At 52.9% G+C, this 21,229-nt stretch carries 16 protein-coding genes; 13 read left to right on the top strand and 3 right to left on the bottom strand.

From position 1 onward, the window contains the following. Nucleotides 1-20 precede the first annotated feature (20 nt). The 3 genes from EYB31_RS11170 to EYB31_RS11180 all read left to right on the top strand — a co-directional run bounded on the left by EYB31_RS11170 (nucleotide 21) and on the right by EYB31_RS11180 (nucleotide 3,465). On the top strand, nucleotides 21-1,400 hold the full coding sequence (locus EYB31_RS11170; protein ID WP_240762342.1) for an ABC transporter substrate-binding protein: 1,380 nt from the start codon (nucleotides 21-23) through the stop codon (nucleotides 1,398-1,400). Nucleotides 1,401-1,722: 322 nt separating this feature from the next. Beyond that, nucleotides 1,723-2,613, top strand: coding sequence for a carbohydrate ABC transporter permease (locus tag EYB31_RS11175; protein ID WP_131013406.1), 891 nt, complete (start codon nucleotides 1,723-1,725; stop codon nucleotides 2,611-2,613). An 18-nt stretch (nucleotides 2,614-2,631) separates the two neighbouring features. Continuing rightward, a complete protein-coding gene (locus EYB31_RS11180; RefSeq protein WP_131013407.1) occupies nucleotides 2,632-3,465 on the top strand; it encodes a carbohydrate ABC transporter permease in 834 nt (277 codons plus the stop codon). A 101-nt stretch (nucleotides 3,466-3,566) separates the two neighbouring features. On the opposite strand, the gene EYB31_RS11185 is transcribed toward EYB31_RS11180, so the two are convergent. After that, nucleotides 3,567-4,136 carry a TetR/AcrR family transcriptional regulator gene (locus EYB31_RS11185; protein WP_131013408.1) on the bottom strand — a complete coding sequence of 190 codons (570 nt, stop codon included), beginning with the start codon at nucleotides 4,134-4,136 and terminating at the stop codon, nucleotides 3,567-3,569. A gap of 270 nt (nucleotides 4,137-4,406) precedes the next feature. On the opposite strand from EYB31_RS11185, the gene EYB31_RS11190 reads away from it, so the two are divergent. From EYB31_RS11190 to EYB31_RS11220, 7 genes are all read left to right on the top strand, one after another. After that, on the top strand, nucleotides 4,407-5,624 hold the full coding sequence (locus tag EYB31_RS11190; protein ID WP_131013537.1) for an MFS transporter: 1,218 nt from the start codon (nucleotides 4,407-4,409) through the stop codon (nucleotides 5,622-5,624). Nucleotides 5,625-5,725: 101 nt separating this feature from the next. Then, nucleotides 5,726-8,824: a hybrid sensor histidine kinase/response regulator gene (locus EYB31_RS11195; RefSeq protein WP_131013409.1), complete on the top strand. Its 3,099-nt coding sequence runs from the start codon at nucleotides 5,726-5,728 to the stop codon at nucleotides 8,822-8,824. Then, entirely contained in the window at nucleotides 8,821-9,948 is a 1,128-nt protein-coding gene (locus EYB31_RS11200) for a response regulator (protein ID WP_165452343.1), read from the top strand. Before EYB31_RS11195 ends, EYB31_RS11200 begins: the two co-directional genes overlap by 4 nt. Nucleotides 9,949-9,990: 42 nt before the next feature. Beyond that, a complete protein-coding gene (locus EYB31_RS11205; protein ID WP_131013411.1) occupies nucleotides 9,991-10,542 on the top strand; it encodes an HAD-IIIA family hydrolase in 552 nt (183 codons plus the stop codon). A gap of 160 nt (nucleotides 10,543-10,702) precedes the next feature. Continuing rightward, entirely contained in the window at nucleotides 10,703-10,840 is a 138-nt protein-coding gene (locus EYB31_RS40185) for a hypothetical protein (RefSeq protein WP_165452344.1), read from the top strand. 318 nt (nucleotides 10,841-11,158) lie between these two features. Beyond that, nucleotides 11,159-12,745, top strand: coding sequence for a dockerin type I domain-containing protein (locus EYB31_RS11215; protein WP_131013413.1), 1,587 nt, complete (start codon nucleotides 11,159-11,161; stop codon nucleotides 12,743-12,745). Beyond that, the gene (locus EYB31_RS11220) at nucleotides 12,742-15,852 is read left to right on the top strand and encodes an S-layer homology domain-containing protein (RefSeq protein WP_131013414.1); all 3,111 of its coding nucleotides are present in this window, start codon (nucleotides 12,742-12,744) and stop codon (nucleotides 15,850-15,852) included. The genes EYB31_RS11215 and EYB31_RS11220 overlap by 4 nt, the downstream gene beginning before the upstream one ends. Nucleotides 15,853-16,221: 369 nt before the next feature. On the opposite strand, the gene EYB31_RS11225 is transcribed toward EYB31_RS11220, so the two are convergent. Beyond that, nucleotides 16,222-17,148 carry an AraC family transcriptional regulator gene (locus tag EYB31_RS11225; protein WP_131013415.1) on the bottom strand — a complete coding sequence of 309 codons (927 nt, stop codon included), beginning with the start codon at nucleotides 17,146-17,148 and terminating at the stop codon, nucleotides 16,222-16,224. A 189-nt stretch (nucleotides 17,149-17,337) separates the two neighbouring features. Between EYB31_RS11225 and EYB31_RS11230 the strand changes: the two genes are divergently transcribed. The 3 genes from EYB31_RS11230 to EYB31_RS11240 all read left to right on the top strand — a co-directional run bounded on the left by EYB31_RS11230 (nucleotide 17,338) and on the right by EYB31_RS11240 (nucleotide 19,889). Further along, nucleotides 17,338-18,075: an SDR family oxidoreductase gene (locus EYB31_RS11230; protein ID WP_131013416.1), complete on the top strand. Its 738-nt coding sequence runs from the start codon at nucleotides 17,338-17,340 to the stop codon at nucleotides 18,073-18,075. Between the two features lie 204 nt (nucleotides 18,076-18,279). Then, entirely contained in the window at nucleotides 18,280-19,047 is a 768-nt protein-coding gene (locus EYB31_RS11235) for a cysteine hydrolase family protein (RefSeq protein ID WP_131013417.1), read from the top strand. A gap of 272 nt (nucleotides 19,048-19,319) precedes the next feature. Next, a complete protein-coding gene (locus tag EYB31_RS11240; protein WP_131013418.1) occupies nucleotides 19,320-19,889 on the top strand; it encodes a hypothetical protein in 570 nt (189 codons plus the stop codon). A 762-nt stretch (nucleotides 19,890-20,651) separates the two neighbouring features. On the opposite strand, the gene EYB31_RS11245 is transcribed toward EYB31_RS11240, so the two are convergent. Then, nucleotides 20,652-21,206, bottom strand: a complete 555-nt coding sequence (locus EYB31_RS11245; protein WP_131013419.1) for a redoxin domain-containing protein — start codon at nucleotides 21,204-21,206, stop codon at nucleotides 20,652-20,654. Nucleotides 21,207-21,229 lie beyond the last annotated feature (23 nt).

The raw sequence follows: 21,229 nt of genomic DNA on the forward strand, positions 1-21,229 counted from the left end.
GAGGGGTTCCATTGAAAAAAATGAAAGCGGTTTTTTCCGTATTGGCTTCCGTTATTTTTGTATCCGGCTTGACGGCCTGCGGCGGAGGTTCCGCCCCTGCGCCTGCAGCGCCGGCCGCTTCCGGGGGAACCGGTTCCGCGAGCACCCCGGCAGCTCCGGCGTCTCCCGCTCCTGCGCCAGCTCCGGCCGAAGCCAAAAAGCAGGATCCGGTATCGATCCGGTTCGCCTGGTGGGGCGACGGCAAACGGCATGAGAAATACAATGCGATCGCCGATCTGTATGAGAAGCAGCATCCCAATGTCAAAATCGTCAGAGAGTTCGGTTCCTTTAACGATTATTGGGATAAACTGGCCACGCAAACCGCGGGTAACAACGCGCCCGACGTTATCGGCATGCATGCCACTTATGTGGCCGATTATGCTCGGCGCAATACGCTGATCGATCTGGGACCGTATGTCACCAGCGGGGCGATCAATCTGAAGGATTTCCCGCCGGCGGTTCAGGAGGCCGGCAAGGTCAACGGCAAAACGGTGATGGTCGCGCAGGGCGTCACGATGACCGGCTGGAATTACAACAGTGCGATGTTTGACAAATTGGGCGTAAAGTATCCCGACTACAACTGGACGTGGGACGACTTTAAGGCGAAAGCCGCCGAGCTGCAAAAAGCGATCAAAGATAACGGGGTGTGGGCTTCGGTCGACGGCAGCAACGATATTACCGGCGTGCAAGTGTTCGCCCGGCAGCGGGGCAAAGACCTGTTTAACGCCGAAGGCAAGCTCGGCGTAAATAAAGACGACATGGTCGCGTGGTTCTCGCTTTGGGACCAGCTGCGCAAGGCAAAGATGATTCCCGATGCGGCAACGACCGAACAATATATCAACGTATCGCTGGACCAGGGATTGTTCGTCAAAGGCAAAGTCGCTCTTGCCGTCTTCCCGTTTAACCAAATTCCGCTGTACCAAAACTACATCAAGGACGGTGAAGTCCGCGCCCTTCGCAGGCCGCTTGACCCGCAAGGGAAAGAAGGGGAGTTTATCGAAGGCGCCTATCTCGCGGTAACAAGCTCATCCAAAAATCCGAAAGAAGCCGCCGACTTCATTAACTTTTTCGTCAACAACGAAGAGGTCGTGAAAATATTCAAGCTGGAGCAAGGCGCGCTTGGCTCAAGCAAAGCCAACGATTTGATTAAGCCGCTGCTTTCGCCGCCCGAGCAAAAAACGATCGATGCGATCCAAACAAGCTTAAAAACCGCAGGCCAGCTGCCGCTTCCTCCTGCCGGTCAAGGGGCTGTGCGCACGCTGCTGGTGGAAACCGCCCAATCGATCGCTTTCGGCCAATCGACGATTGAGAAGGGCGCGCAGGATTTTGTCGACAAAGCGGCGGCGATTTTAAACAAGTAGCGGACGTGTAAGCGGAAATTTATTTTGCGGGCGGATGGAAACGACGCCTCCCGGACGGGGAGGCCACTGATAAAGTGAGAGCTGCATGAGCGAATCATACTTACGATCGCCAATTGTCCCCGAATTTCTTGAATGATATCTGCTGCAGCTGGTGAAATTCGGGGACAAAAGCGAACGCTGGCGCTTCTCCAGCATGATTTCGCTCACTTAAGCTGCTTTTTCAGTGGCCCTCCCGGATGGGGCGGGGCTTCTCCGGCTTCTCCTGCTTTCTCCGGCGGTGCGGTATAAGTCGCCGTTCGCCCGCAGTGTTGGGAGTGAATGTATGAATGCCATAAAAACCTTTTGCAAAAACAACTGGGTCGGCTATTTGTTTATAACCCCTTGGCTGGCCGGTTTAATCGGCTTAAGCGCCTTCCCGATGGGTTTTTCGCTGTATCTCGCCTTTACCAAATACGATTTGTTTTCGGCGCCGAAATGGATCGGGCTGGCCAATTTCATCGAAATGTTTCATGACAAAAAATATATGACAAGCGTCAGCGTAACGTTGAAGTATGTATTTTTCAGCGTGCCTCTTGCACTCGCCTTCGCTTTGTCGATCGCGCTGCTGTTGAACCGCGGAATCAGGGGCCTTCGGGTGTACAGGGCGATCTACTATGTGCCTTCCCTGTTCGGAGGCAGCGTAGCGATTGCGCTGTTGTGGCGGCAAATATTCGGCGGCGACGGCCTGATCAACGGCATATTGCGCTCCTTCGGCCAAGAGGGCATGAACTGGATCGCGACGCCAAGCACGGCGCTGTATACGCTGGTCATTTTGGCGGTATGGCAGTTCGGCTCGTCGATGGTCATTTTCCTGGCGGGCCTCAAGCAGATTCCCGGAGATTTGTACGAATCGGCGACGATCGACGGAGCAGGCCGAATGCGGCAGTTCACAAGCATCACGTTTCCGATGCTGACGCCGATCATTTTTTTTAACCTGGTAATGCAGATCATTCATGCCTTTCAAGCGTTTACGTCGGCTTATATCGTCAGCGGCGGCTCGGGCGGACCGCTGAACTCGACGCTGTATTACACGTTGTACCTTTACCAGAAGGGCTTCGCCCAGTTCGAGATGGGGTATGCGGCGGCGATGGCTTGGCTGCTGCTGCTGACGATCGCGCTGATTACTTCGCTCATTTTCGTGACATCCGGCAAATGGGTGTATTATCAAGAATAGAGGTGATTCCCTTTGTCCATGAGCAGATCGTCGAGGATATTGCTGCACGCCTTCATTATCGCCGGATGTCTTGTTATGATTTACCCGCTGCTGTGGATGTTTGTCAGCTCGTTTAAGGACAACACGGAAATATTCCGCAATACATCGCTTATTCCCGAGGCGGTTACCTTTGACAATTACATCGAAGGCTGGAGGGGGCTTTCGGGATACACCTTCGGCACCTTTTTTATCAATACGTTTTATCTCGTCGCGCTTTGTATCATAGGCAACTTGATTTCCTGTTCGATGGCCGCTTATGCGTTCGCCCGCCTGCAGTTTTTTATGCGCAAACTGTTTTTTGCCGTCATGCTGACAACGCTGATGCTGCCGTTTCACGTTACGGTTATTCCGCAGTACATTATGTTTAACAAGCTTGGATGGATCAACAGCTATTTGCCTTTGGTGCTGCCGAAATTTCTCGGAGTCGAAGCGTTTTTCATCTTCCTGATCGTGCAGTTTATCCGCTCTTTGCCGCGAGAGCTGGACCAAGCTGCGGAAATTGACGGCTGCGGGCCGATCAAGATGTACTGGTACCTGATCATTCCGCTGACGGTGCCGGCTTTGATGACAACTTCGATTTTTACGTTTATATGGACATACAACGATTTTTTCAGCCAACTGCTGTATATCAGCGATATCAAAATGTTCCCGATTGCGCTGGCGCTCCGGATGTTCACCGACTCCATGGGCCGCAATTCGTGGGGGTCGCTGTTTGCAATGTCAATTTTGTCGCTGGTGCCCGTGTTTGCAATGTTTATTTTTTTCCAGCGGTATTTGATCGAGGGGATTTCGACGGGCAGCTTGAAGGGGTAACATTACCCGCCGGAACATGTTGTCATCAATAGAACCAAAGCGATAAGAGCGTTGATCCGCTCTTATTTTTTTGTGCCCATACACGCCAAGCGCCAAGCGGTTTACCCGAGCAGTGACAGATGAACTTCGATTGCTCGCTCGGCAAATGACCGTTCGGGCCGCGATTTCATCATTACGGTCAAGCCGATCAGCGCCACCACAAGCGTTTGAGCCACAGCTTTTGCATCCATACCGGCGCGAAGTTCGCCTGTTTGTACTCCCCTCTCAATCGCTTCTTGAAAAATCGCGCTCAAATACATCTGATGTTCTCTTGTAATGATTTCAAATTTGGCGTCATGAGGTGCGAGTTCGACCATCGTATTGATGCAGAAGCAGCCCCGGTGGCCGTCTTCGGAAACGATGCTTTCAAAATAAGCGCGGAACGCGGCTTTAACCGATGTGTTTTTTTGAAAACGCGATCTGGCATTGGCGGCGTGCTGCTGATTGTATTTGCGCAAAGCGGCCTCAAACAGCTCCTTCTTATCTCCGAATGCCGAATAAATGCTTGGCCTCTGAATGCCCATAGCGGCCGTCAAGTCGCTTAAGCTCGCTGCCTCATAACCCTTCTCCCAAAATAAATGCATGGCTGCCTCTAGTGCGTGCTGCTCATCAAATTCGCGGATTCGTCCCATTAGGTTGCCTCCTTTTTCAAACATTTTCGTATCGATCAGTATTGAAAATATTTTACTTTAATAATACGGATTTTGTCAATTCCATTGACATCATAGCAATTTATAGATATATTTTCTTAAAAATAACATACTGATTGGTAAATAATTAGGTGTAATTTTTTTATTTTGGAGGAGAGTGAGCCTATGTTGAAGCCGGAAATTGAACGTGAAACCTGCGAACGGCCAAGAGATCAGCTTACCTGCGCAGATGTTGCCAAAAAGGAGAAACCCATGCAGCCCCCAAACTTCACGCAAGAAGCCGTTGCGGAACAGGCGGCAGGGCTGCCTCGCTCCATTGCGCTTTTGTTTGCCGTCGCTTGCGGGCTTGCCGTCGCCAACATGTATTACGCGCATCCGCTGCTAGAAGCAATTGCCGGTGAATTCGCCATCGGCCGCGCTTATGTGGGCATTATCGTTACCGCCGGGCAGATTTGTTACGCTATCGGGTTATTGCTGCTGGTGCCCTTGGGGGACTTGTTCGACCGCAGAAAGCTTGTTGCCGGTATGATGGTATCTTCGGTGTTCGGATTGCTTGCGGTCGGGGCAGCGCCTAACGCAGCCGTATTGCTCGCGGGAATGGCCGCTGTTGGGTTGTTTGCCGTCGTCGTGCAGGCGCTTGTCGCCTTTGCGGCAGATTTGGCGCCGCCGGAGGCGCGCGGCCGTGCGATCGGGACGGTGACCAGCGGTGTTGTCATAGGTATTTTGCTGGCGCGTGTTTATGCCGGAATGTTGTCCGAACTTGCCGGCTGGCGTACGGTCTATTTAGTTTCTGCGGCATTGATGTTGTGTATGGCCGGCGTGCTGCTCAAGGTGCTGCCGCGCCGTACAATACGGGCGCAAGCGGCTGTATCGTATACGCGGCTGGTGCGGTCTTTGTTTGTTTTGTTCGCCGAGGAACCTCAATTGCGCATCCGCGCCGTGCTTTGCCTGCTGATTTTCACTGCGTTCAGCATATTGTGGACCTCCATGGTGCTGCCGCTCAGCGCGCCGCCGTATTCGCTGTCGCGGACGGCGATTGGGCTGTTTGGCCTTGCCGGTGCGGCGGGAGCCTTTGCCGCGGCAAAAGCCGGGCGTCTGGCCGACCGTGGATTGGGTCGGCGTACAACCGGCTGGGCACTAATCCTTCTGTTGGGCTCATGGCTGCTTATCGGCCAACTCGGGCATTCGCTGCCGTCGCTTGTCGCCGGGGTGATCGTTCTGGACCTCGCCGTTCAAGCGGTGCACGTAACGAACCAGAGCGCGATTTTGGCGCTGCGTCCGGAGGCGCGCAGCCGTTTGACGGCGGGTTATATGATGTTTTATTCAATTGGCAGCGCCGCGGGTTCGATTGCTTCGACGATGGTGTATGCGCGGTGGGGCTGGAGCGGCGTTTGCCTGCTGGGCGCTTCGGTGAGCGCTGCGGCTCTGCTGTTTTGGGCGATTGCCGGGAGAAAGAGGCATGCGGCTTGAGCGGCAACTTCCGTTTGCCAACCAGAACCCCTTGAGGTAAACTGCTGTTGAGTCTTACGATTCGGAAATCAAACGGCTATTCCAGGCGATGGTGGTGGATCATGCTTCAAAGCAGGCGAATCCGGTTTGCCTTTTTATTTGCCATTGTACTTGCATTGTCCGCCGCTTTGGCTCTGCCGGTCTATTGGCTCTCTCCCGATAAGGCGGAGCCGGCGGCGAAAGACGGTGTGTTGGATTTGCGCGGCTGGAGTCTGGATACGGACGGAACGGTGCGCCTTAACGGCATATGGTCGTTGTACCGGGAGCGGCTGCTTTCATCCGCAGACGGTGGAGCGGCCGGGCCTGAGCTGTTGGCGAAAGTGCCCGGCGTATGGACCGGCTACGGCATGCCGGGCCGCGATTATGCGACATATCGTCTTCAAGTGCTCATGTCGGAGACTGTCGGACCACTCGCCTTGCACATTCCCGCCATTGCGCCGGCTTACAAAGTTGTCATCAACGGGCGTGTCGTCGCCGCAACGGGGGAGATTGCCGCCGACGGCTCGCAAGTCCATGCCGCTTATGCGCCGAAAACGGTCGCATTCGATCCTCCGGGCAAGGAATTTGAGCTGTTTGTGCAAGTCGCCAACGGCATTTATCCGCAAGGCGGGATCTGGTACAGCATGACGCTTGGCACCGAACGCGACATGCTGAACATGAAGCAGCGGCAATGGATGATCGATATGGCGGTGTTTGGCGGCGGGGCGCTGCTTGGCTTGTATCAAATGATGGTGTTTTTGCTGCGTCACGCAGAGCGGTCGACGTTGTATTTCGGCGTCTGCTGTTTGCTTGGCGCCGTCCGCCAATGGGTTGTGGGCGGTATCTATCTTGTCGACATTTTTCCGGCCGTGGACATTGGGCTGATCATTCGCCTTGAGTATTTGACTTATTACGGCGGCATTACGATGGCTCTGCTGTTCGTGAGGGAACTGTTCCCTCAGGAATTTAACCGCTCCCTTATCAAAACGCTCGCTTGGATCGGTTGCGCTTTCATCGGCACGGTTGTGCTGCTTCCGGCCGAAATGTTCACATCGCTGCTGTGGGTTTACAAGCTGGTATCGCTTGTGTGCCTGGCTTATTTTATATACGGGTTTTCGCTGGCTTTATGGCGGGGGCGTGGCGGAGCGCTGTTGCAGCTTTTTGGCTGGCTTGTTTTTATGGCCGCGGCCGTTCACGATATTTTGTACAGCAACAGCCAAATTGTATGGATCGATCTGCAGCTTGTTCCTTACGGCTATATTTTGCTCGTCTTTATTGAAGCGATGGAGCTGGCTCGCCGGTTTACGAACGCCTTCCGCGTCATTGGGGCGATGTCCGAAGAATTGATGGCGATGAACCGGATGAAAGACGAATTTTTGGCCAACACATCACATGAGCTGAAGACGCCGCTGCATGGGATATTAAATCTGTCCCAGGCGCTGGCCGAAGAAAAATACGGACCGCTCAGCGGGATTCAGCGCGAGCAGCTGGGAGGCGTCGTTTCGGTTGCCCGCCGGCTGTCGAACCTGATCAACGATATTTTGGATTTGTCCCGCTTGAAAAATAAAGGCATCCAGCTGCAGCCAAGATCCGTCGACATTCGTGCGGTCGTCACGGCGCAGCAGGAGGTGTTCCGCCACTACATCGGCAGCAAGCCGGTCACGCTGCGGCTGGAATGGCCGGAGACGCTGCCTCATGCGTTTGCCGACGAAAGGCGGCTGCTGCAAATTTTGTACAATCTGATCGGCAATGCGATCAAATTTACTCCTGCCGGGGAGGTCAAGGTTTCGGCGCAGGCATCCGGACATATGCTGCATATCGCGGTTGCCGATACGGGCATTGGAATCCCGGCGGAAAAACAAGAGATCATTTTTCAATCGTTCGAGCAGTTTGGCACGTCCGTGGCCCGGGAGTACGGGGGAGCGGGGCTTGGCCTGGGCATCGCCAGGCAGCTGGTGGAGCTTCACGGCGGGACCATCTCGGTTGCGTCGGAGTTTGGCAAAGGTTCGGTTTTTACGTTTACGCTTCCCGTCAGTGAGGAAAGCGGCGACCAAACCGCCGAATTTCGGCCGGCGGCGGACGATGGCGCGGCAGCGGCGCGGCTGCCCGCGGAATGGCCGAAGACTGCGGCGGAAACACGTGTTCCGGGGCTTACCGCCAATCCGGAACAGGGGATATTGGCCGTCGACGACGATCCGGTTAATTTGCGCGTCATTATGGCCGCTTTAAAAGACGAACCTTACGAGGTATTTACGGCGTCGGGCGGAGAAGAGGCGCTTGCACTGCTGAGCAGCGGCCGTTGTCCTGTCGGGCTTGTGATATTGGATGTCATGATGCCCGGATTGTCGGGATACGAGACGTGCCGGGCAATTCGCCAAACGCATGCGCTTTCCGAGCTGCCGGTGCTGCTGACGACGGTGCGCAGCGAACCGGAAGATGTGATGTTTGGATTCGAGGCGGGTGCCAACGACTTCCTGACTAAGCCGTTTCATCCATATGAGCTGCGGGCCAGAGCGCAAACGCTGCTGCAGATGAAGCGTTCCGCGGAGGAGGCGGTCCGTTCGGAAATGGCATTTCTTCAGGCGCAGATCAAGCCGCATTTTTTATACAACGCCTTAAATACGATCGTCACTTTTTCCTTGGAGGAGCCGCAGACCGCACACAATTTGCTGCTGCAGCTGAGCAGATACTTGCGGGGCAGCTTCGATTTCAAAAATAAAGAACGGCTTGTTCCGCTGCGCAAAGAGCTGGAGCTGACGGACGCTTATCTGCGCATCGAGCAAGCCCGGTTCGGAAAACGGCTGCGCATTCGCATCGAGGTGGACGACAGCGCCGATTGCTTGCTCCCGCCGCTGTCGATACAACCGTTGGTGGAAAATGCCGTAAGGCACGGCGTCACGAGGAAAGACGAAGGCGGCACCGTGACCGTAACCGTTCGCAAGGACGGCGAAGACACGGTGATTGCCGTGGAAGACGACGGGGTCGGCATTGCGGCGCCCCATGAGGACCTGCTTGCGCAGGAAGCCGGACGGGAAGGAGGAGTCGGGCTGAAAAACATTCATCAGCGGCTGCTTCGTTTGTATGGCAAAGGGCTGGACATCAGCAGCGGGGCTGCCGGCACCCGAATAACGGTACGCATTCCGCCTGCCGCGGGCAAGGAATGGAGGAGGGAACGATCTTGATTCATGTCATTGCCGTAGACGATGAGCCGCCTGCCTTAAGAAGAGTGGGTGCGCTCCTGCAAACGTTCGACGAAGTCCAGGTCGCCGGCCTGTTCGAAAGCGGCCAGCTTTTTCTCGATCATGTGCTGACAATGCCCGGGCCGATTGATCTGGCGCTGCTCGATATGGAGCTGCCCGGTATGAACGGGCTGGAGCTGGCGCGCCGCCTGCGGGCTGTTCGTCCTGAAATCCAGATCGCTTTTTTGACGGCTTATGAGGAATATGCACGCGACGCTTTCGATGTAGAGGCTATCGACTATTTGCTCAAGCCGATCGCCAGAGAGGACCTCGCCCGGACACTGGACCGCTGCCAAAAGCGGAGCAGCCGCATCATGCAGCAAGCACAACCGGAACGCGGCATCTCCGTAAGCAGTTTCGGGCCTTTTTCCGTGACGACGGAAGCGGGGGAAACGGTGCGGTTCCGCAACTCGAAGAGCAGGGAGCTGCTCGCTTATTTGCATTATCATGGGGGAAGGCCTGTCAGCAAAGTCAAGATCATGGACGATTTGTGGTATGGCCGCGATGCGGCGCGGACACAAGTTAACCTGCACTCCACCGTCTATCAGCTGAGAAAAGATCTGGAGGCCGCGGGGTTGCCCCGCGTGCTGGAACAGTCGAAAACGGCGGGCGGCAGTTATCAGATAAGCTGGAACGTTGCGTTTGACGATCTTGCCGCATATGAGGAAGAGTGCCGGCTGTACCGGCAAACGTTATCGATCACGCATGTGATGCGGGCGATTCAGTTATACGGAGACGGTTATTTGGAGGGCAGCGGTTACGGTTGGGCGGCGCCTCGTCAAGCGGAGCTTGAACTGGGGTACGCCGGGCTGCTTGAGGTGATGGTGGATACCTATGTCAGGCAGAAGCGGTTTGATATTGCGCTGAAACCGCTGCAAAAGTGGGTCCGCCTGCAGCCGCTGGAAGTGCGGCTTCACGGCAAGATGATTGCCTTGCTGCTGCTTATGGACAGAGAGGCGGATGCGATTTCGTATCACAGGCTGGCGTTGGAGCTGCTCGAACTGGAAGATACGCCGCATATGCTGGATTTGCCGGGTTTGCGCGTTGATCCGTTTGCGATGTTTTGAGTTAAGTGGGCTTATTATGCATCTTAAGGAGGCGTATTTGCGATGAAACCGATTCAGGCTGTGTTTGTGGACCGTGACGGCACTATTGGCGGGACCGGACGTTTTATTCACCCTAGGGACTTCACACCGTATCCCGGTTCGCTCGAAGCATTGCGTTTATTAAAAGATCGCGGCATTAAGATCTTTGCGCTGACGAATCAGCACAACATCACAAAAGGTATGGCGTCGGAAAAAGATTTTAGGGATGAATTTGAAGCCTGCGGTTTTAATGCTGCGTACATATGCCCGCATGAGCCGGATGATGGCTGCGAATGTCATAAACCGAAACCCGGCATGCTTCTCAAAGCTTCGCAAGAACACGGCTTGGATCTTGCGCGATGTGCGGTAATTGGCGATGTAGGCTCAACGGATATGCTCGCGGCGGCGGCTGTCGGGGCCCAGAAAATTCTTGTTTTGACCGGTTGGGGTAAACCGTCCTTAGAAACTTACCGGGATAAATGGTACGATCAGGCGCCGCCCGATTATGTTGCTGAGAATCTTTTGGAGGCGGCACAATGGTTGATTAGCATGGGGGAAATGCCGGAACGCGCTTAATCTGGTGGTGTTTCCGTGAAGATTAGCTCATTTGTTCATTCGCAGCCGCGACGGAGGCCACTTATGGACGGTTCCGCACTATGCGGAGTTGCTGTTCGCGACGATCCGGCGGTGTGTATGTGTTACCCCGATTTTATCAAGGATGGCGGGCGGCATTTTATTGCCGAGACGCAAAAAAACGGTTGCCCGCGTTCATGAAATCCACTCCCAATTGCTGGAGGCCATGTGGAACCAGCATCAGAATAACAGCGCGGCCACGCGCAGGCCGAGACCGCTTGCCGGTACGGCCTTTATTTAAATCCGTCTGCCTGGCTGGTGGCTGAATCCGCACGTATCCTGTTCTGTCATCCGAACCACACGTGTATAATGACTCATCTCACAAATTTCCACAAATTACCATAAATAAAATACAGCAATATCAAGGTTCCCCTTTACGCTTCACAAATGTTCAGAATCTGTTTAGAGCGGATGTGTATAATGAAGCACGTGAAAGTTTCAATCGATAGATCGGAGGATGAGAGCAAGAGGTATGATGGTTGAATCAGAAGTTTACTGAAGTCAATAAGTAAAGGGGAATCTATGAGTGGTTTATTTGCGAAATTGGAAGTTTGTCATTATGAGTATTGCATTGGCAGCAGCGTTATCTGTTTTCGCTTTCCCGGCCAAACCGACGGAGGCGGCTGCAAGCTGGGCACCTGTAGGCTCTGCAGGATTCAGCTCCGGAAAAGCGACTGACATATCACTGACAGTAGACAATGGGGTCCCTTATATTGCATATCGCGATGCGAATGTCGGCAACAAAGCTACGGTTATGAAGTATGACGGGACCGGATGGGTGCAAGTGGGGACTCCAGGGTTTTCAACCGCAGGAATTACTCGCTCTTCCCTGGCGATCGTGGAGGGGGTTCCTTACATCGCATTTTCAAGCGGGTGGCCGACGGTGATGACGTATGACGGAACCAATTGGGTGCCAGTCGGCTCCGCAGCCATTGACACCGTTTCAACCAACTCCACTTCGCTCGCCATGAAAGACGGGATGCCTTATGTCGCGTATTCAGATTTAGAGTCAACATCCCAGAAAATAACGGTTAAGAGGTTTGACGGAACCAACTGGGTGCCGGTAGGAACTCCGAAATTCGCTTATGGGGACACCATTTCTTTAAAGATGAATAATGGAACCCCCTACATGGCTTATCGCGACCTTGGAGACTGGGGCAGAGCGACAGTCAAAATGTTTGACGGGACGAATTGGGTACAGGTGGGACCTGCGGTTTCGAACGACAACGTGTCCCACGTTGTTTTGACCTTCGTCAATGGGACACCGTATATCGCTTATACAGACTCTTCAAACGGTAATAAAACAGAGGTCAAGAGTTACAACGGTACATCGTGGGAATACGTGGGGAGCGGATTTTTGAGCTCCGGTAACGGTGCTTTTAACTCGTTTGCGACAAATAATAATGGGGACCTGTATATTGCTTTCACCGACTTTGGAAACGGAACTAAGGCAAAAGTCATGAAATTGGTTGGAACGGATTGGGTGAAGGTGGGCGATTCGGACATTTCCGCCAATAAGGCAACTTATATTTCTCTGACTTTGGACGGCAATATCCCGTATGTCGCTTATTCGGATGATGGAAGCGGGGGCGCCGCTACGGTCATGACATTCCAGGATGATGCCACTTACACCCTCGGCGCCATTACGGACAAGACAGCATCCGTGCTGGCCGAGGGTTATTCGGCGAATACGCAGGAAGTCAAGACCATCATATTAACCAATACGGGTACCGGCAAATTGACCCATTTGACAGCAGCTTTGAGCGGCGCGAATGCGGCCGATTTTGTGCTGACCCCGCCGGCAGGCTCGCTGAACAGCGGGGCATCGGATTCCGGCTTAACGATCAAAGCCAAGGACGGCTTGGCGGCCGGCACCTACACGGCAACGGTGACGGTGACGGCGGATCATATGACGAATGTGACGTTTACGGTCACTCAGGTGGTCAATAGAAGAAAAGGGGATGTGAACGGCGACGGGCTGGTCACTCCGGCGGACGGGCTGTATATTTCCCGATATATGAACGGGCAGCTTGTCTTGTCGAAGTCGGGCCCGGAATTTCAGATATTGGATATGAACAATGACGGCGAGCTTGACGCCATGGATATCAGAATGCTTATGAACCTCTACCTGGGGGTGGCACAATGATGAATCAGCGAACAGGCCGGCGAACCAGGCGTTTAGGCAGCAGTTTACTGGCTCTGCTGCTTTTGATAAGTTTGCTCGTTTCCGGCGCTCCGATCGCCGGCGCAAATAATGCTCCCGACATTACGCTTAAAATCGGCGCCGTGTCGGGAAAGCCGGGGGAGCAGGTCAACGTGCCCGTTACAATAGACCCGGGCTCGCACAACATTCAGTACTACAATCTCAGCATAGCTTATGATCCCGCCGTGCTTGAACCGGTTGCGGGTGGCGGAGCGGTTACGGACGAATCGAGTTTTGACAGCAATGATCTGTTTATGCCCGACACCTCGACATCCGGAGTGGTCGGAGTTAATTTTGTTGCGGTAAACCTGATCACGGCGAAACAAAATCTGTTTACGATGCATTTCACGATTAAAGCGGATGCCGTATTGGGCGACTCAAACGTAACGTTTGCATCAAGTACCGTCATTGACTTGGTCACGCAGCAGACTCAGAACGTCGATGGCAAGATCGCGGTAACAGGATCGGCGACGCTTGGCATTGGCGAAATCAGCGGTTACCCCGGGGATACGGTCGCAGTTCCGGTTAAATTGGAAGAAGCGACGCGGGGCGTCGGTTCTTACGGCGCGCAAATCGCTTATGATTCGACTGCGCTCGAAGTAACGGAGATTACCGGGGCTAACGGAGATTATTTCGACTCCGTTTTCGACAATGCGGCGGGCAAGCTGAAGGTGATCTGGATTAACGGTGGAGGCGAAACCCGGCCGATTGAAGCTCCGCAGAAGTTATTTACGATCTTCCTTAAGATTAAGGCAAATGCCAACCCGGGCGATTATCTGCTGACGGTCGACGATCCGAACGACAAGGCGCAGTTGACGATGACAGATAAGAAATCAGTTGAGCTGCAGAAGACAGTGACGGCCGGCAAAGTCAGCGTATCGGCTGTACCGGTTCCGGCCGCTCCGTCTGGTCTGAGCGCTACGGCGGGCGATAGGCAGGTGTCGCTAAGCTGGAGCACGGTTCAGGGAGCCACCTACTATAACGTCTACTCCGGAACGGCAGCCGGAAACTACGATTCGACGCCTTTGGCCACGGCATTGACCGGGCTGAGCTATCAGGCTGTCAATCTGACGAACGGCACGACCTATTATTTTGCCGTCAAGGCGGGCAATGCGTCGGGCGAAAGCCCTTATTCCAACGAAGCAAACGCCACTCCGCAAGCAGAACTGCCGGGTACGCCGACACTGGCGCCCGCTGTGGCGGGAAATGGGCAGGTGAGCCTGACCTGGAACGCCGCGACGAACGCAGCCGGCTACAACATCTACCAGCGTACGGCCACGGGAACGTACGGTACGCCGGCAGCGACGGTGAACGGCGCCACCTACAGTGAAACAGTGAGCGGCGTCACCTATAGCAAAGTAGTGAGCGGTCTCAGCAACGGAACGACCTACTATTTTGTTGTGAGAGCAACACAATCCGGAGTAGAGGGTGCTTCTTCGAATGAAGTGAGTGCCGTGCCCATCACCGTGTCGGGCGCTCCGACTGCGGTACAAGCCGTGGCAGGCAACGGGCAAGCCATTGTCAGCTTCTCGGTGCCAAGCGATGACGGAGGCAGTGCAATCACAAGCTACGAGGTGACTTCCGTGCCTGAAGCCATTGTTGCCGTCGGAAGCGCCAGCCCCATCGTGGTCGGCGGTTTGACGAACGGCGTGTCCTATACGTTCATGGTTAAAGCCGTTAACGGCGCGGGTGCCGGAGCGGTATCGGCCGCTTCCAATGCAGTGACACCGCTGGTGCGGGGGAGCGGGACATCCTCAGGTGGCTCAGGTTCGGTTTCGGCCCCGGTTCCGGTTGCTGAAAGCGGAGCCGAAGTGTTGGTTAACGGAAAAGTCGAACAAGCCGGGACGGTCGTCACTGACAACCTGAATGGGCAAGCTGTCACAACAATCATCGTCGATTCCGTAAAGCTGGAACAACTTCTGGCGGCGGAGGGACAAGGCGCGGTCATTACGATTCCGGTTCAAACGCAATCGGCTGTCGTGATCGGCGAATTGAATGGACAGATGATTAAAAATATGGAGGGTCAACAGGCAGTTGTGGAAATCCGTACCGACACCGCTGCATACACCCTTCCTGCGAAGCAAATCAACATTGATTCCGTGTCCGGAAGTCTGGGCCGCAATGTTGAGCTGCAGGACATCAAGGTGAAGATAGAGATCGCCAAACCGAAGGAGGAGATCGTTCACATCGTTCAACAGGCAGCTTCCAATGGAAACTTTACATTGGTTGTTCCTGCTTTGGAGTTCTCTGTGCGGGCGACATACGGCGATCAGACGGTGGAAATTAGCAAGTTTAACGCCTTTGTGGAGCGAACAATCGCCATCCCCGACGGTGTCGACCCAAGTAAGATTACGACTGCAATCGTGGTTGATTCAGACGGTACCGTTCGCCATGTGCCGACCAAACTCGTAAGGATCGACGGGCGTTACTTCGCCAAGATCAACAGCCTGACCAACAGCACCTACTCTGTCATCTGGCATCCGGTGGTGTTTTCCGATACAGAAGTGCATTGGGCGAAAGAGGCGGTCAACGATATGGGTTCGCGGATGATCGTGAACGGCTTTGAGGACGGAACGTTTATGCCGGACCGGAACATGACTCGGGCAGAGTTTGTGGCGAGTGTGATCCGTGGCCTGGGTCTTAAAATGGAGAGCGGTCAATCCCGATTTAGCGACGTAAAGACCGGCGACTGGTATAAAGATGCAGTTCAAACGGCATCGGCCTATGCTCTTATCAATGGCCTCGAGGACGGCATATTCCGTCCGAACGATTCGATTACGCGGGAACAAGCGATGATCATCATTGCCCGAGCCATGAAGATCAGCGGTTTAACAGATAAGCTGCATAGACAAGATACGAATGAAAAGATCCGAATGTTTGCGGATGCGGATGAAATTGCCGCATGGGCGAAAACAGACGTGTTTGAAACCTTTCTGGCGGGAGTTGTGAGCGGTCGATCTGACAAAATGCTGGCTCCTAAAGCTAATGTTACCCGAGCGGAAGTTGCTGTGATGATTCGTAATTTGCTTCGCATCTCGGATTTAATCTAATCCAATTTGTAATGAAGGTCCCTGGAAAGGAAACTTCTCCGGGACCGGACGTTGCCGTCTACATTCCTCCGGAAGATGGATACACCGAGCATTTTCTCGTTTTTCAATGTCTAGTCAAGGATTGGCTCGTATTTGTGTGTGGACGCAAAGCTCGGTTGAAGGGAACGGGGACAACCATCTGGTCGTTGGGCGGAGCAAAGATCAATTGCAGTGGGCAACATAAGCATATTTCCCCTTGCCGTAACTAAATCCGGCCGGACATTTTGAAAAAAGAGCTTTACCGACGTAATATGGCGCTTAACCTTGGGAGGCCTTGACGATGTATGTCAGGGCCTTGTTGTGGTACGCTCGAATTTCCTTCTACGCATATCAGCCAAGCGAATTAAAAGCTGCGATCGAATTGCGAAGCTCCTGAACATCCAGCATCGGCGGCCGGCCGTACATGCGGGCGTATTCCCGGCTGAACTGGGACGGGCTTTCGTAACCTACGCGGAAGGCCGCATCGGCGGCTTGTACGGCTTCCGTCAGCATTAAGCGGCGGGCTTCTTGCAATCGCACCGTTTTCTGGTATTGCAGCGGGCTCATTGCCGTTACTTGTTTAAAATGTTTATGAAACGCAGAGGCGCTCATGTTTACGGACTTTGCAAGCTGTTCAATCACAAGCGGCCGGTCGTATTGCCGGTTAATCCGTTGAATCGCTTGGGTGATGTTATGCGCATGGGTGCCAATCGTTGCGAATTGACGGATGAGCGCACCTTGCTCGCTCTGAAGCACGCGATACAAAATTTCGCGAATGACAAGCGGCGCCAGAATCGGAACGTCCTCTGGGGTGTTTAACAGCTGTATAAGCCGCACAATAGCTTCAAGCAAAGCGGGGGATGTCCTGTTTACGGTGATGCCGCGGCATGCTTCCGAGGCGACTGAAGCCGAATGATTCGTTTCTTTTATGAGATCAAGGATAACATCGGCGTCAAAGCTTAGTTTTAAACTTAAATACGGGATTTCGGGCGAAGCCTCGATGATTTTGCCGATGATCGGCAATTCGACGGAAGTAACCAGGTAAGTGGAAGGATCGTATCGATATGTTTCATCGGCCAGTGTAGCTGTTTTCGCCCCTTGCGCCACAACGCAAATGGACGGCTTGTATACGGACTCCATAGGTTCCGACGGCTGTATGGCGTGCATCAACGTCAAAGCGGATACGGCCGTCGGATGCGTGCCGTTCGACGGAGCATGGCGGCGGATCAGATCAGCCAATTGCTGCAAAGTTTGCTCCATTCGAGTTGATTCATCCATGTCTGCTAATTCCTTTCCGAAAAGGGTATACTTTACTTTTATAATAGCCAAATAAAATAGGATTAGGCAAGGATTGAACAGATATGAGCTAACGGCTTGCTGCAAACATTCACTATAATGGGCCTATAAGGCCGAACACGAAAGAAACTGAGGTTGGCCAATAATGGATAGGTAAGGGAGAGAACAAATATGAGTTTGCATGGAAAAGTTGCAATCGTTACCGGGGCGTCGCGTGGCATTGGACGGCAGATCGCTCTTCAATTGGCGAAATCCGGCGCGCAAGTTGTTGTCAATTATTCATCGAACCGGGAGAAAGCGGATGAGGTCGTCAAAACAATTGAGCAGTCGGGTGGCGAAGCGGCTGCAATTGGCGCCGATGTGAGCAAGGTAAGCGAAGTCGAATTGTTGTTCTCAGAAACGATAAAGCGGTTTGGACGCGTAGACATTTTGGTCAACAATGCCGGTATCATGGAAACTACGGCTATTTTGGATGTAACGGAGGAGATGTTTGACCGGCATTTCGCAGTCAACGTAAAAGGAACTTATTTTGCCTGCCAGCAAGCCATGAAACATATGGCTCAAGGCGGGACCATCATCAACTTCTCGACCTCCGTATCGGGTGCGATGCTGCCGGGATACAGCGTCTACGCCGCGACCAAAGGCGCAGTCGAGCAGTTGACCCGTCAATTGGCCAAGGAGTTTGGGCCCAAGAACATCATCATCAACTGCATAGCGCCCGGACAAGTGTCGACCGAGCTGTTCTTGAACGGCAAGTCGGAGGAGTTGGTTGATTCGTTCCGCCGAATGAATGCATTCGGACGGCTTGGGGAACCGGAGGACATCGCCAATGCGATCGATCTGCTAGTCAGCGACAAAGCCCATTGGATAACGGGACAGACGATCCGCGTAAACGGCGGGTTCAATTGAATCCACATTTCATGTAAAAATTATTATTGATCCCGCAGATAACTAGTTTATGGTAAAATAGGTGCGCGGATACAAAATAAACCGACAGAAGATGATTCCTGCACACGTGGAATCATCTTTTTTTATTGCAATTGCCCGCATGGCATCAACCGTGAAGAGGGGGAGTCCCTTAATCAAGCTTAAGTCCGGGGAGGGAAGAACAAGATGAACGAGAATCCGAATCAACTTGGAGTTACGCTGCAGACACAAGAACTGGCGCACGATGCGCAAGGGTATTTAGTGTGGAAGAAAGAGCAAAATCCGACAGTGCTTGAAATGAACAAAACGGCAATTATTTTAAGCGATTTATGGGATTTGCATTGGTGCAGAGGCGCAGCAGAACGATTGCTGCCATTGCTTGGGAAAATCAATGAGGTTAACGCAAGGATCAGGAATTTGGGCGGATTGGTCGTTCATGCGCCTTCCAACACGATGGAATTTTACGATAATACACCGGCCAGAAACAGATTGCTGGAGGCCCGGCCGATCCAGCCTCCCAAAGAGAAGGACTTGCAGTTTCCGCCATTGCCAATCGATGATTCGGACGGCGGTTCGGACACTAATAATAATTTCGGAAAAGTCAATGAAAACGTATGGACCAGACAGCATCCTGAGGTACATATTGACCCATCGAAGGATATTGTATGCGGCGACGAAGGGGAGAAGTTATACTCTTTATTTACGCAAAAGCAAATTACCACTTTACTTTTTGCCGGGGTTCACACGAATATGTGTATCCTGAACAGAAGTTTTGGCATTAAGCAGATGCTGCGCTGGGGATTTAAGTGTATCCTCATCCGGGATTTGACCGATGCGATGTATAATCCGGCCATGCGGCCTTATGTCAGCCATGAGCAAGGTACGGAGCTCGTAGTGGAATATATCGAGAAATTTGTTTGTCCAACCGTTGCCAGCCCTGAAATTATAGCTTAATACATAAACCGTGGTCATTAAAGCCGGGAAGGGAAGCCGCGATACCACTTGTTTTGCAAGAGTTAGGCCAAACTAGAGGGATATACTGAGGCTGCCGTAGGTTTACGGCAGCCTCCTTTTACGATGCTCCAAAATGGAAAGAATCAGCAGCCGCAGCCTTCTCGCGCTAGCGGGCAGATTAGTTCAGAGTGACTTGCAACATTTGACAGATACGGACCGTTGTTAGAGTTATGTGGTCTGTTGTATGGCCGAAGTTAAAGGTGGGCTGTCTAATGAGAAAAATAACAAGTTTGATTTTGATGACGGTGTTAGTATTAAGCATTATGATGAGCTTCAAGCCATCGACTGTGTATGCATGTTCGTGCGCTCAGCCCCAGGATGTCGCAGCACAGTTCAATCGGTCGCAAGCGGTTTTTTCCGGTCGTGTTCTTGAATTCAAGGAGCAGAGGCATTTGAACGGAAGTTTGACGAAAGCCGCACTATTCGAAGTAAGCCATATATGGAAAGGCGGTTCTGAATCGAAAATCACGATTCACACGGGGACCGGCGGAGGAGATTGCGGATTTAAGTTCGAAAAAAATAAGGAATATTTAGTATATGCCCAACCCTCTACGATGTATGGCGGAAAAGAATTGCTTGTAACCATCCTATGCGATCGGACGAATGTGTTAAGTCAAGCGCAAGAGGATCTGGCTGCATTAGGTGAAGGTAAAGCTCCCACTAAGACGGCTAATCTTACTGGTGAATTTTACGGGTTGCAGCGGTATATATGGATCCTAATAATTGGAGTTGCTGCGCTAGGAACGATATTATTTTTTGCTCGGCGAAAAGCAAGAAAGTAAAGCGCGGAAACCGACCTTTCAATGAAATGTCCGGGGCTTGGATAAGCGATCCAATCGAAGCTCGCCTGGAACATCTGTGCCCAAATAATCACATGTGATGCGTAATGGCATAACAGGCGGGGGATATACATACTATGCCTGTGGGATTTCATCTGGACAATATGAGGTTGGCACCGAATGGGCAGTTCTGAAGACCATTCTCATGCGAATCGTCACGGCCCGAAGCTAACGGACCTGAGTGTACTTATTTGGTAAAATAGTACTTTGTTTACTTTTTAAGGGACATGGCCGCTCTTATTCGCTCAAAAAGTCAAGGAAACCACAGATGGTAGGCAAAATAAGGTAGCTGATGTCCATTACATTTGGCAAACCTCTAATTTTGTTTAAATTGCGGCGCTCACGTCCGTCCCTCGTAATTAGGGGGCAGGCTGATCGCATATTGGGTTATGTATGCGGCGAATGCGACTAGGAACAATGATGACTGCGACTAGAAGTCTCCAGCCGAGGTCCGTTAAAGCGAATTAGGCCTATCCTTCTATCAACTACACGAATCGCCGTACGGTGCCGTTCATGAGTATAACTTAAGCTTCGACAGTTTTGTTCGCTTCTGCCGGCGCTTCGAATGAAAGAGTGCATCGAGCTTGCGTTAGCGGCGCGACCGGATAAAAAAGCAGCCGCCTGAATGACCAAAAGGTCAAGACAGGCGGCTTTTTGCTGCTGCTCAAGTTCAGGCACATGGCGAAACTTCCGGCATGGGGGCGGCTACTTTTGTGAGGCAAACCGGTCGATCGTCTCCAGCGGCAAATCGTCCGTAATGAGCCGGTTGTAATGAACGACCCGCAGAATCCCGTCTTCGTCGATTAGAAATTCGGCAGGAATGCGGTGGAAATTGGAGCCCTCCTCGTGAGTGAGCTTAAATCCGGCCGCTTCGGCTTGGGCTATGGCCGATTTGGTGAAGGTATCGGATATTGTAGCCTGGACTTTTTGCTCGGAAACCTCCACTCCGTACAAATTGTAGATGCGGGCTTGCGGATCGGCAATCAGCGGGAACGGCGCATCTTGTTTGCCGGCATAAGCATGAAGGCTGGTCTCCGGCGATTCGAAAAAAGCGATGACGTCGAGGCCTTGCTCCCGCCACTGCGGATAACGGCTAATCAAGCGATGCATCCGCAAATTGCACAGCGCGCAAGCGGAGTTGCGAAAAAACGCGAGCAGCATTTTGCGGCCGCGGTACTGCTCCAGCCGAACGGAGCTGCCATTGTGGTCGACAGTTTGAAAAAGCGGGGCGGCGTTTCCCGGTTGAAGCTGTTGGATCATGAGTGTGACCTCCTAAAAGTTTT

The organism is Paenibacillus thalictri (assembly GCF_004307995.1).
Taxonomy (GTDB): Bacteria; Bacillota; Bacilli; order Paenibacillales; family NBRC-103111; genus Paenibacillus_AF; species Paenibacillus_AF thalictri.